The following is a 13,525-nucleotide window of genomic DNA, read 5'->3' on the forward strand; positions in this document are numbered from 1 at the left end:
GCCACACCATGGCACTTCCCGCCATCGCCTCCTACCCGCTCCCGGTCGAGGACGAGCTGCCCGCCAACCGCGCCGCCTGGACCGTGGACCCCGCGCGCGCCGTACTCCTTGTCCACGACCTGCAGAACCACTTCCTCGGCGCGTTCCCGTCCGGCGAGCAGCCCGTCTCCGGCATGCTCGCCAACACGACCGGCCTGCTGCGGCGCTGCCGCCGCCTCGGCGTGCCGGTCGTCTACTCGGCCCAGCGCGGCGGCCAGACACCGGAGGAGCGCGGGCTCCAGCTCGACTTCTGGGGCCGGGGCGTCGCGGACGACCCGCAGGCGCTCGCCATGCCGGAGCCGGTCGCGCCCGAGGACGGGGACACCGTCATCACCAAGTGGAAGTACAGCGCGTTCGTACGCACCGACCTGGAGGCGCTGCTGCGCGAGTCGGGCCGCGACCAGCTGATCGTCGTCGGCGTGTACGCGCACATCGGGGTGCTGATGAGCGCCTGCGACGCCTGGATGCGGGACATCCAGGCGTTCGTCGTCGCCGACGCCGTCGCCGACTTCTCCCGCGAGGAGCACGACATGGCGCTGCGCTGGGCGGCCGGCCGCTGCGCCGTCGTGACCACCACGGACGCGCTCCTGAGCGGGCCGCTGGGCGGCACGGGCCTCACCGTGGAACGGATCCGCGCCGACGTCGCCGACTCCCTCGGCGAGGACCCCGCGGACATCCCGGTCGACGAGAACCTCGTGGACTACGGCATCGACTCGGTGCGCATCATGACGCTGCTGGAACGCTGGCGCCGCGAGCACGGCGTCGAGGCGGCCTTCGCCGACCTCGCCGAGCAACCGGCCATCGAGTCCTGGGCCCCGCTCCTGGGGGTTTCTTGACGTCCTCCCCCGTTCGAAGGCGGGGGATTTCCAACCCGATCCCCCTACGCAGAGGAGAGAACAGGTTGAGGTTCGCGGTTCAAGGCCCCGCCCAACGGCTGGAGGGCTCCCCGCACGGGAGGTCGGTCGGGGTCGGTTGGTCGGGGCAGGCACGTCACGGCACGTCCTGCCGCGATGTTCTTGGCCGCGTTCACGTCCGCGTGATCGACATGCCCGCAGGCGCGACAGCGGAAAACCGTTTGGCTCTCACGGTTGTCCGCTGCGCAATGCCCACAGGCATGACAGGTCTGGGAGGTGTACGCGGGGTTGATCTTTTCGACCCGGCCGGCGGCTTTGTGCTCCAGCCGGATCGCCAAGTGGCCCCATCCGGCCGCGTGGATGGAACGGTTGAGTCCCGTTTTGGCTCGCACGTTCACCCCCGGCGCGGCGATCGTGCCGCGCGCCGAACGGACCATGGCCCCGATCTTCAAATCTTCGACGCGGATCAGGTCGAAACGGCGAGCCAGATCGGTGGAAGTCTTTTCGACCCAATCTTTGCGACGGTCGGTTTGGCGGGCTTTCAACCGGGCGATCGCGGTCTTGATACGCCTGCGCCGGTTCGACCCCCGCTGCGCCCGGGCCAGCCGGCGTTGCAGCCGCCCCAGGCGTTCGGCCTCGCTGTCGCGCAGGCCCGGCACCGAGGACAACTCACCGGTAGACAGGGCGGCCGAGACAGCCACACCACGATCCACACCCACGACCGCACCCGTACCCGGCCCCTCGACCGGCGGTGGGATCACCGCAAAACAGACATGCCAGCGGCCCGCCCGATCCCGGTTCACCCGGAACGACCTGGCCTCGTCGGGGACGTCGCGGGACCAGCGGAACCGCACCCAGCCCACCTTCGGAATCCGAACCTCACCGACCTTGCGAGACAGCCGCCGAACATCCCATTGGCCCCCACGGCGGCCCACGATCCGGAACCCCTCATGCACCCCCGCCTTACGCCACCTCGGACGCCGATGCGTCCCAGCGAAGAAACGCGCCATGGCCTGAGCGAAATCCCGCAACGCCTGCTGCTGCACCGTCTGAGACCCCGCCCCGGCCGCCAATGCAGATGCTGCTCACACGCCAGATTCCACACATACCGGGCATGCGCACAGTGCTCCAGCAACACCGCCTCCTGAGCGGACGTGGGCTGAAGCCGAAATCGCATACCAGCACGCTAACCACCACCACCGACATTCTGAGGAGGGAGCGGTGTGGGGACCCCGGCCCGAAGGCCGGGGTCCCCACACCGCGGAACCGATGACCGACCCGGCGAACACCGTGCTGCCGCTCACGGCGGCGCAGTCGGGCATGTGGTACGCGCAGGCGCTCGACCCGCTCAGCCCGGCGCAGAACACCGCGGAGTGCCTGGAGATCGACGGACCGCTGGACCCGGAGCTGTTCGCCGCGGCCCTGCGGCGGGTGGTGGCCGAGACCGACGCGCTGCGGGTCCGCGTCGAGGACACGCCGGAGGGCCCGCGCCAGCACGTGCGCGCCGCGGTCGAGCCGCCGCTGACCGTACGGGACCTGCACCGGACCGGTGACGCCGGCCGGCGGGCCGAGGAGTGGATGCGCGCCGACCTGGCCGAGCCCGTCGACCTGGCCGCCGGCCCGCTGTTCGGTCACGCCCTGCTCCGCGTCGGCGAGGAGCGGTGGCTGTGGTACCAGCGCATCCACCACATCGTCATGGACGGCTACGGCTACTCCCTGCTCGTGCGGCGGACCGCCGAGGTGTACGGGGCGCTCACACGCGGCGAGGAGCCCGGCCCGCGGACCTTCGGGTCCCTGGCCGAACTCGTCGCGCAGGACGCCGAGTACCGCTCCTCGGACGCCTTCGCCGCCGACCGCGCCCACTGGGCGGAGTCCCTGGCCGACCCGCCCGAGCCTCCGCGGCTCGCCGGACGCGGCGCGGCGTCCTCCCGCACGTTCCTGCGTCACACGGCGTACCTGCCGCCCGAGTCCGCCGAACGCGTGCGCGCTCTCGCCGGCCGGCTCCGCGCGACCTGGCCGGACGTCCTGATCGCCGCGCAGGCCCTCTACACCTCCCGCGCCACCGCACGCACCGACGTGGTGCTCGGGCTGCCCATGATGGGCCGCATGGGGTCGGTCGCGCTGCGCGTGCCCGCGATGGTGATGAACGTGCTGCCGCTGCGGCTCACCGTCTCCCCCGAGGCGACGTTCGCCGAGCTCGTCCGGCAGGTCGTGCTCGGCATCCGGGAGCTGCGCCGTCACCAGCGCTACCGCTACGAGGACATCCGCCGCGACCTGGGCCTCCTCGGCGGGAACCGCGGGCTGGTCGGCCCCCTCGTCAACGTCATGCCCTTCGACTACGGCGTGGACTTCGCCGGCGCGCCCGCGCGGGCGCGGAACCTGTCCGCCGGTCCCGTCGACGACCTCACCGTCAACGTCTACGACCGCGCCGACGGCCGGGGCCTGCGCGTCGACCACGACGGCAACCCGGCGCTGTACGACGACGCCGCGCTCGCCGCGCACCAGGAGCGCCTCCTCCACCTCGTGGACCGGCTCTCCGGTGTCGACCCGTCGGCCCCGCTGTCCGCGCACGGCATCGCGACGCCGGCCGAACACGTCCGCGTCGTCGAGAAGTTCAACCGCACGGACCACGCGGTGCCGCCGACGACGCTCATCGGGCCCATCGAGTCGCGCGTGATACGGAGCCCGCACGCGACCGCGCTGGTGTACGGCGACACCCGCCTCACGTACGCGGAGCTGAACGCTCGCGCGAACCGGCTGGCCCGCCACCTGCAGTCCCTCGGCGCCCGGCCCGGGGCGGTGGTGGCGGTGTCGGTGCCGCGCTCGGCGGAGCTGATCGTCGCCCTGCTCGCCGTGCTGAAGACGGGCGCGGCGTACCTGCCGCTCGACCCCGGCTATCCGGCCCCGCGGCTGGCGTTCATGCTGGAGGACGCCGCGCCGGTGTGCGCGGTCACCGACCACGAGGGGCGTCTCCCGGACGACACCCGCACCCCGGTCGTCGCCCTCGACGGCCTCGACGTGTCCGCGTACCCGCCGATCGATCCCGCCCGGCCGCTCACGCCCGCACACACCGCGTACGTCATCTACACCTCCGGTTCGACGGGACGGCCCAAGGGCGTCGTCGTCTCGCACCGGGCGATCGACAACCGGCTGCGCTGGATGCAGCACGAGTACCGGCTGACCGCGGAGGACCGGGTGCTGCAGAAGACACCGTCGTCGTTCGACGTGTCCGTGTGGGAGTTCTTCTGGCCGCTGCGCGAGGGCGCGACGCTCGTCGTCGCCGAGCCCGGCGGCCACCGGGACCCGGCCTACCTGGCCCGCCTGATCCGGGAGCAGGGCGTCACCACCTGCCACTTCGTGCCGTCGATGCTCCAGGTCTTCCTGGCCGAGGCCGACGTGTCGCAGTGCGGCGGCCTGCGCCGGGTCTTCTGCAGCGGCGAGGCGCTGCCGCGCGAGACCGCGAACGCCTTCGGGCGCGCGCTGCCCGGGGTCGAACTGCACAACCTGTACGGGCCGACGGAGGCGGCGGTCGACGTCACCTACCACGCCTGCGCGACGGACGGCTCCGGCCCGGTGCCGATCGGCCGGCCGGTCTGGAACACCCGCCTGTACGTGCTCGACGCGGCGCTGCGGCCCTGCCCGCCGGGCGTGCCGGGCGAGCTCTACCTGGCGGGACGGCAGCTCGCCGACGGTTACCTGAACCGCGCGGAGCTGACGGCGTCACGGTTCGTCGACGACCCGTACGGTCCAGCGGACGGGCGCATGTACCGGACCGGCGACCTGGCCCGCTGGACCGAGCAGGGCGAGGTGGAGTACCTGGGCCGCACCGACCACCAGGTGAAGCTGCGGGGACAGCGCGTCGAGCTAGGCGAGGTCGAGGCGGCGCTGACGGCGCGGCCCGGCGTGGACGGCGCCTGCGCCGTGGTGCGGGAGGACCGGCCGGGACGGCAGTGGCTCGTCGGCTACGTCACGGGCGGCGCCGACCCGGCGTCCGTGCGGGCGGAGCTGGCGCGGGTGCTTCCCGAGCACATGGTCCCGGCGGCGGTCGTCGCCCTCGACGCCTTCCCGCTGAGCCCCAGCGGCAAGCTGGACCGCGACGCGTTGCCCGCCCCGGAGTTCACCGGCGGCGGGAACGCGCGGCCGCCGTCCGGACCGCACGAGGCGACACTGACCCGGCTGTACGCGGAGGTGCTCGGGGTCGAGCGGGTCGGCCCCGACGACGCCTTCTTCGACCTGGGCGGCACGTCACTGCTGGCGGCGCGGCTGGTGTCGCGCGTGCGGGAGGAACTCGGGACCGAGCTGACGATCGGCTCGCTGTTCGAGGCGCCGACCCCGGCCGCGCTCGCCGCGCGCCTCGACGGGGCGGCACCGGCGTCGCAGGACGCGCTGGACGTCCTGCTGCCGCTGCGCGCCGACGGCGACCGGCCGCCGCTCTTCGCGTTCCATCCGGCGGGCGGCATCGCCTGGTGCTATGCGGGCCTGGCCGCGCGCCTCGGCCCGGACCAGCCCGTGTACGGCGTCCAGGCCCCGGGTCTGGTCCGCGAGGAGCCGCTGCCGCGCACGCTGCGCGAGCAGGCGGCCGGCTACGTCCGCCGCATCCGCGCGGTCCGGCCGCACGGACCGTACCGGCTGCTGGGCTGGTCGGTCGGGGGTGTCCTCGCGCACGAGGTGGCCGTGTCGCTCCAGGAGGCCGGTGAACGGGTCGACCTGGTGGCGCTGCTCGACGCGTTCCCGGCCGAGCAGTGGCGCGAGCGGCCCGCTCCGGAGGAGGGCGACGCCCTCACCGCGGTGCTGCGCATGGCCGGCTTCGAGCGCACGGACGAACGCGACCGCGAGGACGTGCTGGCCACACTGCGCCGGGCGGGCAGCCCCCTCGCCGGCCTCGGCGACCGCACGCTGTCAAGAATCGTCGAGATCGTGCCCGGCCACGCGCGCATGATGCGCGAGCACCGGCACCGGGTCTACGACGGTGACCTGCTGTTCTTCACCGCCGCCGCGCCCCGGGCCGAGGACTGGCTCACCCGCGAGGCGTGGGCACCGCACGTGACCGGTTCGATCGCCGACCACGACCTGCCCTGCACCCATCCCGAGCTGATCCGCGACCGGTGGCTCGACGACATCGCCGCGGTGCTGGCCGCGCGCCTGAAGGAGCTCGGCCCCTGACCGGCCTGGCGGGTGCGTTCCTGCTCAGCCGCCGGACAGCAGGCCCGCCAGGCCGTCGGCCAGTTCCGTACGCCAGCACAGGTAGTCGTGGCCGCCGTTGAACTCGCGGTAGACGGCGTCGTCGTACCCCGCGGCGGCGAGGGTGTCGCGCAGGCGGCGGGCGGCCGGGAGCAGCACCCATTCCTGCTCGCCGGAGGAGAGCCAGAAGCGCACCGGCAGCCGGGGGCCGTGCGCGATGCGGCCGGTGAGCCACTCCGGCTCCGGGCCGTCGGGCCACCAGAACGACCCCGACTGGGCCAGGACGTTGCCGAAACGGTGCGGCGCCGAGAGCCCGGCGAAGGCCGCGGTGAGCCCGCCGAGACTCTGCCCGGCCACCACGGTACGGGCGGGGTCGTCGGTGAGCGGCAGCCGCGCGGCCGCCCAGGGCAGCAGCTCGTCGGTGAGGAAGGCGACGAACTCCGGCCGGCACGTCAGCTCCGCCCACCGGGTGTCGCCGTCCACCGAGTCGGGCAGGACGGCGGCGAGCGGCGGGATCCGCCCGTCCGCGATGAGGTTGTCGAGGAGGCGCGCGACGCCGAGCCGCGGCTGCCAGTGCTCGCCGTCGAGCAGGACGAGGACCGGGAGGTCGGCCGAGGACTCGGCGCCCGGCGGGGTGTACAGCCAGACGCGCCGGTGGCCGCCGAGGTGCTCGCTCGCCACCTCGTGCTCGGCCACGGCGCCGCGCGCGACGTCCGGCCGCGGCTCCCAGTGCACCGCGCGCGGCGCGGCCGGCAGCTCGGCGTAGGAGACGGGGTCGCCGCTCCAGCGGCGCGGCAGCGTACGGGCGTTGAACGGGTCGGCCCGGCGCCGCGTGCGGAGCCATCGCCAGTAGTCGGGCCCGCCCGGCTCCGGGCCGCCGCCCTCGTCGACGAAGAAGTCGTAGGTGCCGCGCCAGTCGTCGCGCAGCCGGACCGTCCAGTGCCACACGTCGGTGCCGGGCGCGCGCTCCATCAGGTTGCGCTCGGGGTCACGCGGGTCGCCGAGCTTGTTGGGCAGCACCTGCACGGCGCGCGTGGCGGGAGTGCCCCGCCACAGGAACGTCACGGCCAGCCGGCCCGGGCCGCCCCGCGGGTCGGGCGCGACCAGCGGCGTGCCGCGCCGGCGGACGTCCGCCCAGAACTCCGCGACGTCATCCGGGCCGGGCAGGGCGAGCACCGGATCGGCGAGCCGGGGCACCGGCTGCGGCCGCGCCGATCGGGGCGGATGGCTCGGGGCGCCCACGGGCGGCACGGAGGCGAACATACGGCTGGCTCCCGGAGGACGGCGAGATCGGCGCGGGGGCCGCGTCCCCCGGCCACCTCGCGGTCGAGCGTACCGTCCAGATGCCACGGCCCAGGGGGCGGACCGCGCCCCGAGACACCGGCCGCTCGCCCCCGCCGAACGCGAGGTCGGATTCCCGCCAGCGACCGCGGGCCGGTGTCACGCACAGTGGTGACCGGTCCCGGCCGGGGCCGTTCCCTCACCGGACGAGAGACGGAAGAGTGCACATCGATCCCGATCTGAAGGTGCTGTACTTCGGCACTCCGGTCGTACTGATCAGCTCACGCAACGAGGACGGCACCGCGAACCTCGCGCCGATGTCGTCCGCCTGGTGGCTGGGCCGCAACTGCATGCTCGGTCTGGGCGACAGCGGCCAGACGACGGCGAACCTGCGGCGCGAACGCGAGTGCGTCCTGAACCTGCCGTCGTCGGCGATGGCCGAGGCCGTCGACCGGCTCGCGCTCACCACCGGCAAGCCGGTCGTGCCCGAGTACAAGGCGCGGCAGGGCTACCGGCACGAGCCGGGCAAGTTCGCCGTGGCGGGACTGACCGAGCAGCCGTCGGAGCTGGTCGCGCCGCCCCGGGTCGCCGAGTGCCCGATCCAGCTGGAGTGCCGGCTCGTCGCGACGCACCCGTTCGGCGGCGACTCGGCGCACGCGACCGCCTTCGAGGTCGAGGTCGTACGGTCCCACGTCGAGGAGGACCTGGTCATTCCGGGAACGCACTATGTGGACCCGGTCGGCTGGGACCCGCTGATCATGAAGTTCTGCGAGTTCTTCGGCGGCGGCCACAACGTGCACCCGTCGCGGCTCGCCGGCGGCTGGCAGATGCCGCACCGCCTCCGGCCGAGCGCCGTCTGAGGCCGCCCGGGGACGCCTCACCGCGACACGACCACACCGGCCAGCACCAGTGCGCCGCCGACGAGGGTGTTCCAGCCCGGCGGCTCCCCGAGAAGCCAGGCGCCCAGCAGCGTCGACCAGACCGGAGTGACGTAGGTGACCGACGCGGCCACGGTCGTCCCCGCCGCGCGAATCACCGACAGGTTGATGATGTAGGCCAGCCCGGTGCCGGCGGCGCCCAGCACCACCAGGGCGACGCCGGCGCGCACGCCGGGCCATGACGGCGGCCCGGCGAGCAGCGGCGTGACGAGGGCCAGTTCCACGGTCGCGCAGAGGACCTGCGTCAGCGCCAGTGCCGGCGCCGCGTCGCCCCGGCCGGAGAAGTACCTCCGCGTGTAGGCGAACGCCGCGCCGTAACAGGTGGTCGCGCCCAGGCACGCCAGGTCGCCCGAGATCGTGCCGCCCCGGAGCCCGTGCCAGACGCCGAGGACCACCAGGACGCCGCCGAACCCGGTCAGCAGGCCGAGCACGCGCCGTACGGTGGGCCGCTCCCCCGGCATCAGCGCGAGGACGAAGACCAGCGTGGTCAGCGGGGTGGTGGCGTTCCAGACGCCGGCCAGCACCGAGCTGACCCGCGTCTCGCCGTAGGAGAACAGCGCGAACGGCACCGCGTTGAACAGCAGCGCCACCACCAGCGCGTGCGCCCACGTCGCCCGGTCGCGCGGCTGTGCCGGCCGTTGTACGGCGCACACCGCGCCCAGGGCCACGGCCCCGAAGAAGCAGCGCCACAGGGCCACCCACATCGGCGCGACCCCCGCGTCCACCGCGATCTTGATCAGCGCGAAACTCGCACCCCAGACCAGCGACAGCAGTGCGAAGCCCGGAATCCAGCGCGGCCCGGCGCCGTCGCCGGCCGTCCGGCGCGCCGCTCGCGTTCGTCGTAGCTCGATCACGGCATCGGATGATGCGCCGGACTGGCACTATGAGTCCAACAAGTAGCGCGCCACCTCTCATGAGAGTCACTCATGACCCTGAATCTCAGCCAGCTGCGGGCGTTCGTGACGGTGCTCGACGAGGGCGGGTTCGGCGCGGCGGCCGAGACGTTGCGGATCAGCCAGTCCGCCGTCTCCCACGCGGTCGCTGCGCTCGAACGCGGCCTCGGCTCGGCCGTGCTCACCCGCCAGGCGCCCCCGCGGCCGACCGCCTTCGGCGAGCGCGTTCTGCCCCACGCTCGTGCCGCGGTCGCGGCGGCGGCCGCCATCCACGACCTCGCGGACGAGCGGGACGGGAGGCCGGGCGGCGGTCTCCGGCTGGCCGCGCCCACCACGGTGTGCCAGGGTCTGCTGCCCGAGCTGATGACCCGGTGGCGCGCCGACTTCCCCCGGGTCGACATCACCCTGTTCGAGGGCGAGGACGAGGAGGTCGGCGGCTGGCTCGGCGACGGCACCGTCGACCTCGCCGTCCTCGTCGACCCGCCGCCCGGGCCGGGCGCGACCATCGGCCGGGACCGCTTCCACGCCCTGCTCGCGGCCGACCATCCGCTCGCCGGCGAGGCGGCCGTCGACGTCGCCGACCTCGCCGACGACGCGTTCCTGCTCTCGCTCGGCGGCTGCGAACGCCACATCCGCGAGCTGCACCGCCGGGCGGGCGTTCCGTTCGACCCGACGCACCGCATCCGCGACATGGGCACGCTGATGGCGATGGTCCGGGCCGGGATCGGCGTCTCGATCGTCCCGGCCCTGGCCGGTGCGATGCTCGTCCCACGGCTGGTCATGGTGCCCCTCGCCCAGGAGAGCACCCGCCGGCTGGTGCTCACCGGCCCGCCCGGGCGCCCCTGGCATCCGGCCGTCACCGCGATCGTGGAAGGCCTGGACGGCATGGACGCTGTGCCCGCCTAGAGGTCAGCCGGCGAGGACCTCGCGGAGGGTGGCGGCGAACGCGTCCGGTTCGCCGCCACCGCCGTACTCACCGCCGAGGAACCCGCCGTGGCCGCCCGGGAACGTCACGGGCCTCGTCCCGAGGCGGTCGGCCACTGCCACGGCCGCGCGGCCGGTCAGCACCCGGCCGGACTCGGCGCCCACCCCGATGACGATCCGGGTCGGCGCCGCGCGCAGCGCCGCGAAGTCGTGCCGGTAGTGGTTGCACGACACCATGTTCTGCCCGAGCAGCGGATCGTCGCGGGAGCCGTCGTCCTCGGCCGGCAGGCCGAAGGCGGCGGGGTCGGGCGCCGGCCGGTCGGCGAACCCGTCCGGGACCGGTCCTTCGTGGCTGAGGAGCGCGATGAACTTCGCCATCGCGGGGCCCGTGCCGCCGCGCAGGTACGTCTCGTGGATGTCGACGCACGCGGCCAGCACCGGCGCGCGGTCCGGCAGTTCCTGCGACACGGGCGGCTCGTGCGCCACGAGCGTGCGGACCTGCTCCGGGTGCCGCGCCACCAGGGCCAGGGCGTTGACGGCTCCGCCGCTGCTGGCGAAGATCTCCACCGGGCCGGCGTCCAGCGTGGCGATCAGCCGGTGCAGGTCGTCGGCGTGCTCGTCGGGTGTGGACTCGGCGGCGCCGTCGGTACGCCTGCTGCGCTCGGCCCCGCGCGGGTCGTAGGTCACGACCGTACGGTCGGTGAAGTGCCCGGCCAGGGTGGCGAAATACGCGGCGCCCATCGGCGAGCCGATGAGGAGCAGGACCGGGTGGTCGCCGGAGTCGTGGCGCCGGACGTCGTAGTGCAGCACGGCGCCGGGTACGGCCAGCGTGTCCGTCTTCGGTTCGGTCATGGTCGCTCTCCCTGCCGGTGATCCTCGTCCTTCCCCGGTGCGGACTTCGAGCGCCGGCGAAACTCATCGGTCCGGCCGGGCGAACGACCCGGAATAATGGTTTCAGCGTCACAACGGTTGGATACCCGTAATTCGGAGATGTCCGAAGATCGCGCCATTGAGGGAAGAGTTTCCGTGACCGACGACTCGCTCAGCCCCACCGGGACACCGCAGTCCGCGTTCGACACCGGCGTCCCGCACTCGGCCCGGATCTGGAACTACTGGCTCGGGGGCAAGGACAACTACCCGGCGGACCGCGAGGCCGGTGACGCGTTCTGCGAGATCTTCCCCGGGATGCCGGAGGTCGCGCGAGCGGTCCGGCACTTCCTCGCCCGCGCCGTCCGCCACCTCGCCGATGACGTGGGGATCCGGCAGTTCCTGGACATCGGCACCGGCCTGCCCACGGTCGACAACACCCACGAGATCGCCCAGCGGGTGGCCCCGGAGTCCCGGATCGTCTACGTGGACAACGACCCGCTCGTGCTCGCGCACGCGCGCGCCCTGCTCACGAGCACACCGCCGGGCGCCACCGACTACATCGACGCCGACGTCCGCGCGCCGGAGACGATCCTGGAGGCGGCGGCCCGCACCCTGGACTTCAGCCGGCCCGTCGGCCTGATCCTGCTGGGGATCATGGCGCACATCAGCGATGACGACGAGGCACGGTCGATCCTGGACCGCTTGCTGGACGCCCTGCCGCCCGGCAGCCACCTGGTGCTCAGCGACGGCACCGACGTCGACAAGGCGCGCGAGGAGGCCCACCGGCGCTACAACTCGGGCGGCGCGGTCCCCTACCTGCTCCGCAGTCCCGAGCAGCTCGCCCGCTTCTTCGACGGCCTCGAACTCCTGGAGCCGGGCGTGGTGTCGGTGTCACGCTGGCGGCCCGAGCCCAGCCCGTTCGGCCCGCCGTCCGAGGTGTCCACGTTCGGCGGCGTGGCCCGCAAGGTGTGACGGCCGGCGGGGCGTACGCCGACCGGTTCGGCGCATGTCCGTACGCTGATCAGGCCGGTTCGTCGGCCCAGGATCTCGGCCAGTTCCCCGAGGGCGGCGGCGGGCCCTCGATCCCGAGATCCCTGCGCGCGTGGTGATAGAAGGCGTCTCTGGCCTGGCTCGCCCGCCTGAGCGCGCCCTCCCAGCCGGCCGAGTCGTCCTTCAGGCCGCGGGCGTACGACTCCACGGCCCACACGGCCTCATGCCAGGTCCGGGCCGCGGCGACGGTGGACGCGTCGCCGACCAGCAGCATGGACTCCCATTCGGCCGCGCGTCGCGACTCCGCCTCGGCGAGCCTCTGCAGCCCCTCCTCCGGATCCAGGGGATCCACGACATGGTCGAAGCCTCGTGCCGCCCCGATCCTCAGTGAGATGCGGAGCTGGGCCTTCAGAAGGTTGGCGTAACTCGCGTAGGCCTGGAACCTCGGCTGGTCCCAGCGTTCGGCGTGCGCCCGCCGCCATCGGGCCCGCTCGGTGAGACTCGACGCGGCGTACGAGCCGACGGCGCCGACGATCACACCGGCCAGGGTCGGCAGCTGATCCATGAACGTCATGCACTGCTCCTCACGTCCCCTATCGGATGGCCGCGCGACGGTTCCAGGTTCCGCCGGCGGCGACGGCGTTCGCGCCGCGCCGGCGGATGTGGACCGGGCGGTGGCCGTCGCGCGCGCCGCGTTCGACCACGGTTCCTGGCCGCGCACCGGACCGGGCGAGCGCATCGCGCTGATCCGCCGCCTCAACGCTGCGCGAGGAACGCGCCGATGAGATCGCCGCGCTGATCACGGCCGAGAACGGCTCGGCGCTGGGGTTCACCCGCGCCGGGCAGGGCCGCATGGGCCGGCCGGTGAACGCCTACGTCAGGGCGGCGGAGGAGTTCGGCTGGGAGGAGGAACGGACGCCCTCCGACCCCGCGCAGGCGTTCCGCACCGTCGTACGGCGCGAGCCGATCGGCGTGGTCGCGGCGGTGATCCCGTGGAACTCCCCGTTGTCCGCCGCGCTCGCCAAGGTGGTCCCGGCGCTCCTCGCGGGCAACACCGTCGTGCTCAAGGTGTCGCCGGAGAACTCCCTCAGCATGGCGCTGTTCGCGGACCTGGTCGACCGGCTCGGCCTGCCCGAGAGCGTGATGAGCGTGCTGCCGGCCGACCGGGAGACCAGCGAGCACATCGTCGCGAACCCCGGCGTCGACGAGATCTCCTTCACCGGCTCCACCCGCGCGGGCCGCCGCATCGCCGCCATCGCCGGCGAGCAGCTCAAGCGCGTGAGCCTGGAGCCGGGCGGCAAGTCCGCGGCGGTGCTCCTGGACGACGTCGACCTGCGGGCCGAGTACGGCCTGTCCGGCGGCGTCTGGTCGGCCGACGAGGCCCGCGCCGTCGCGGTCGCCCGCCGCCTGCGCACCGGCACGGTCGGCGTCAACGGCAGGCCCATCACCTTCGACGGACCGTTCGGCGGCCGCAAGTCCAGCGGCCTCGGCCGCGAGTACGGCGCCGCCGGCCTCGCCACGTACGTGGAGCTGATGACGATGACCGTATGACCGG

General features: G+C 73.7%; 12 protein-coding genes and 1 pseudogene. 6 read left to right on the forward strand and 7 right to left on the reverse strand.

Features of this window, described 5'->3' with window-relative positions:
* Positions 1 to 8 precede the first annotated feature (8 nt).
* A complete protein-coding gene (locus QSK37_RS09905; RefSeq protein ID WP_349497952.1) occupies positions 9 to 875 on the forward strand; it encodes an isochorismatase family protein in 867 nt (288 codons plus the stop codon).
* 44 nt (positions 876 to 919) lie between these two features.
* Here QSK37_RS09905 and QSK37_RS09915 read toward each other — a convergent pair whose 3' ends face one another.
* The gene (locus QSK37_RS09915; RefSeq protein WP_285619199.1) at positions 920 to 1,939 is read right to left on the reverse strand and encodes an RNA-guided endonuclease InsQ/TnpB family protein; all 1,020 of its coding nucleotides are present in this window, start codon (positions 1,937 to 1,939) and stop codon (positions 920 to 922) included.
* A gap of 50 nt (positions 1,940 to 1,989) precedes the next feature.
* Positions 1,990 to 2,070: pseudogene (locus QSK37_RS51660) on the reverse strand (helix-turn-helix domain-containing protein); the annotation flags it as partial.
* 92 nt (positions 2,071 to 2,162) lie between these two features.
* Here QSK37_RS51660 and QSK37_RS09920 point away from each other — a divergent pair.
* Positions 2,163 to 6,056, forward strand: a complete 3,894-nt coding sequence (locus QSK37_RS09920) for an amino acid adenylation domain-containing protein (protein ID WP_285619200.1) — start codon at positions 2,163 to 2,165, stop codon at positions 6,054 to 6,056.
* A 24-nt stretch (positions 6,057 to 6,080) separates the two neighbouring features.
* Here QSK37_RS09920 and fes read toward each other — a convergent pair whose 3' ends face one another.
* Positions 6,081 to 7,325, reverse strand: coding sequence for an enterochelin esterase (gene fes / locus QSK37_RS09925; protein WP_285619201.1), 1,245 nt, complete (start codon positions 7,323 to 7,325; stop codon positions 6,081 to 6,083).
* Between the two features lie 251 nt (positions 7,326 to 7,576).
* Here fes and QSK37_RS09930 point away from each other — a divergent pair, with 251 nt between their 5' ends.
* Positions 7,577 to 8,215, forward strand: a complete 639-nt coding sequence (locus QSK37_RS09930; protein ID WP_285619202.1) for a flavin reductase family protein — start codon at positions 7,577 to 7,579, stop codon at positions 8,213 to 8,215.
* Between the two features lie 17 nt (positions 8,216 to 8,232).
* On the opposite strand, the gene QSK37_RS09935 is transcribed toward QSK37_RS09930, so the two are convergent.
* Positions 8,233 to 9,147, reverse strand: coding sequence for a DMT family transporter (locus QSK37_RS09935; protein ID WP_285619203.1), 915 nt, complete (start codon positions 9,145 to 9,147; stop codon positions 8,233 to 8,235).
* Between the two features lie 72 nt (positions 9,148 to 9,219).
* Here QSK37_RS09935 and QSK37_RS09940 point away from each other — a divergent pair, with 72 nt between their 5' ends.
* Positions 9,220 to 10,092 carry a LysR family transcriptional regulator gene (locus tag QSK37_RS09940; protein ID WP_285619205.1) on the forward strand — a complete coding sequence of 291 codons (873 nt, stop codon included), beginning with the start codon at positions 9,220 to 9,222 and terminating at the stop codon, positions 10,090 to 10,092.
* Positions 10,093 to 10,095: 3 nt separating this feature from the next.
* Here QSK37_RS09940 and QSK37_RS09945 read toward each other — a convergent pair whose 3' ends face one another.
* Positions 10,096 to 10,962: an alpha/beta fold hydrolase gene (locus QSK37_RS09945; RefSeq protein WP_285619206.1), complete on the reverse strand. Its 867-nt coding sequence runs from the start codon at positions 10,960 to 10,962 to the stop codon at positions 10,096 to 10,098.
* Positions 10,963 to 11,136: 174 nt separating this feature from the next.
* On the opposite strand from QSK37_RS09945, the gene QSK37_RS09950 reads away from it, so the two are divergent.
* The gene (locus tag QSK37_RS09950) at positions 11,137 to 11,952 is read left to right on the forward strand and encodes an SAM-dependent methyltransferase (protein WP_285581135.1); all 816 of its coding nucleotides are present in this window, start codon (positions 11,137 to 11,139) and stop codon (positions 11,950 to 11,952) included.
* Between the two features lie 49 nt (positions 11,953 to 12,001).
* Here QSK37_RS09950 and QSK37_RS09955 read toward each other — a convergent pair whose 3' ends face one another.
* Together QSK37_RS09955 and QSK37_RS09960 are read right to left on the reverse strand one after the other, a co-directional pair.
* Positions 12,002 to 12,544: a hypothetical protein gene (locus QSK37_RS09955; protein WP_285619207.1), complete on the reverse strand. Its 543-nt coding sequence runs from the start codon at positions 12,542 to 12,544 to the stop codon at positions 12,002 to 12,004.
* A gap of 19 nt (positions 12,545 to 12,563) precedes the next feature.
* Positions 12,564 to 12,803, reverse strand: a complete 240-nt coding sequence (locus QSK37_RS09960) for a hypothetical protein (RefSeq protein WP_285619208.1) — start codon at positions 12,801 to 12,803, stop codon at positions 12,564 to 12,566.
* Here QSK37_RS09960 and QSK37_RS09965 point away from each other — a divergent pair.
* Positions 12,769 to 13,521 carry an aldehyde dehydrogenase family protein gene (locus QSK37_RS09965; RefSeq protein ID WP_285620082.1) on the forward strand — a complete coding sequence of 251 codons (753 nt, stop codon included), beginning with the start codon at positions 12,769 to 12,771 and terminating at the stop codon, positions 13,519 to 13,521. The genes QSK37_RS09960 and QSK37_RS09965 overlap by 35 nt on opposite strands.
* Positions 13,522 to 13,525 lie beyond the last annotated feature (4 nt).

The sequence above is a fragment of the Actinoallomurus iriomotensis genome (genome assembly GCF_030269445.1).
Lineage (GTDB): Bacteria > Actinomycetota > Actinomycetes > Streptosporangiales > Streptosporangiaceae > Actinoallomurus > Actinoallomurus iriomotensis.

Bases quoted from the DNA above. Each gene is read 5' to 3' on its own strand.
- QSK37_RS09905 (WP_349497952.1), top strand. From the start codon at position 9: ATGGCACTTCCCGCCATCGCCTCCTACCCGCTCCCGGTCGAGGACGAG.
- QSK37_RS09920 (WP_285619200.1), top strand. From the start codon at position 2,163: ATGACCGACCCGGCGAACACCGTGCTGCCGCTCACGGCGGCGCAGTCG.
- QSK37_RS09940 (WP_285619205.1), top strand. From the start codon at position 9,220: ATGACCCTGAATCTCAGCCAGCTGCGGGCGTTCGTGACGGTGCTCGAC.
- QSK37_RS09945 (WP_285619206.1), bottom strand. From the start codon at position 10,962: ATGACCGAACCGAAGACGGACACGCTGGCCGTACCCGGCGCCGTGCTG.
- QSK37_RS09955 (WP_285619207.1), bottom strand. From the start codon at position 12,544: ATGACGTTCATGGATCAGCTGCCGACCCTGGCCGGTGTGATCGTCGGC.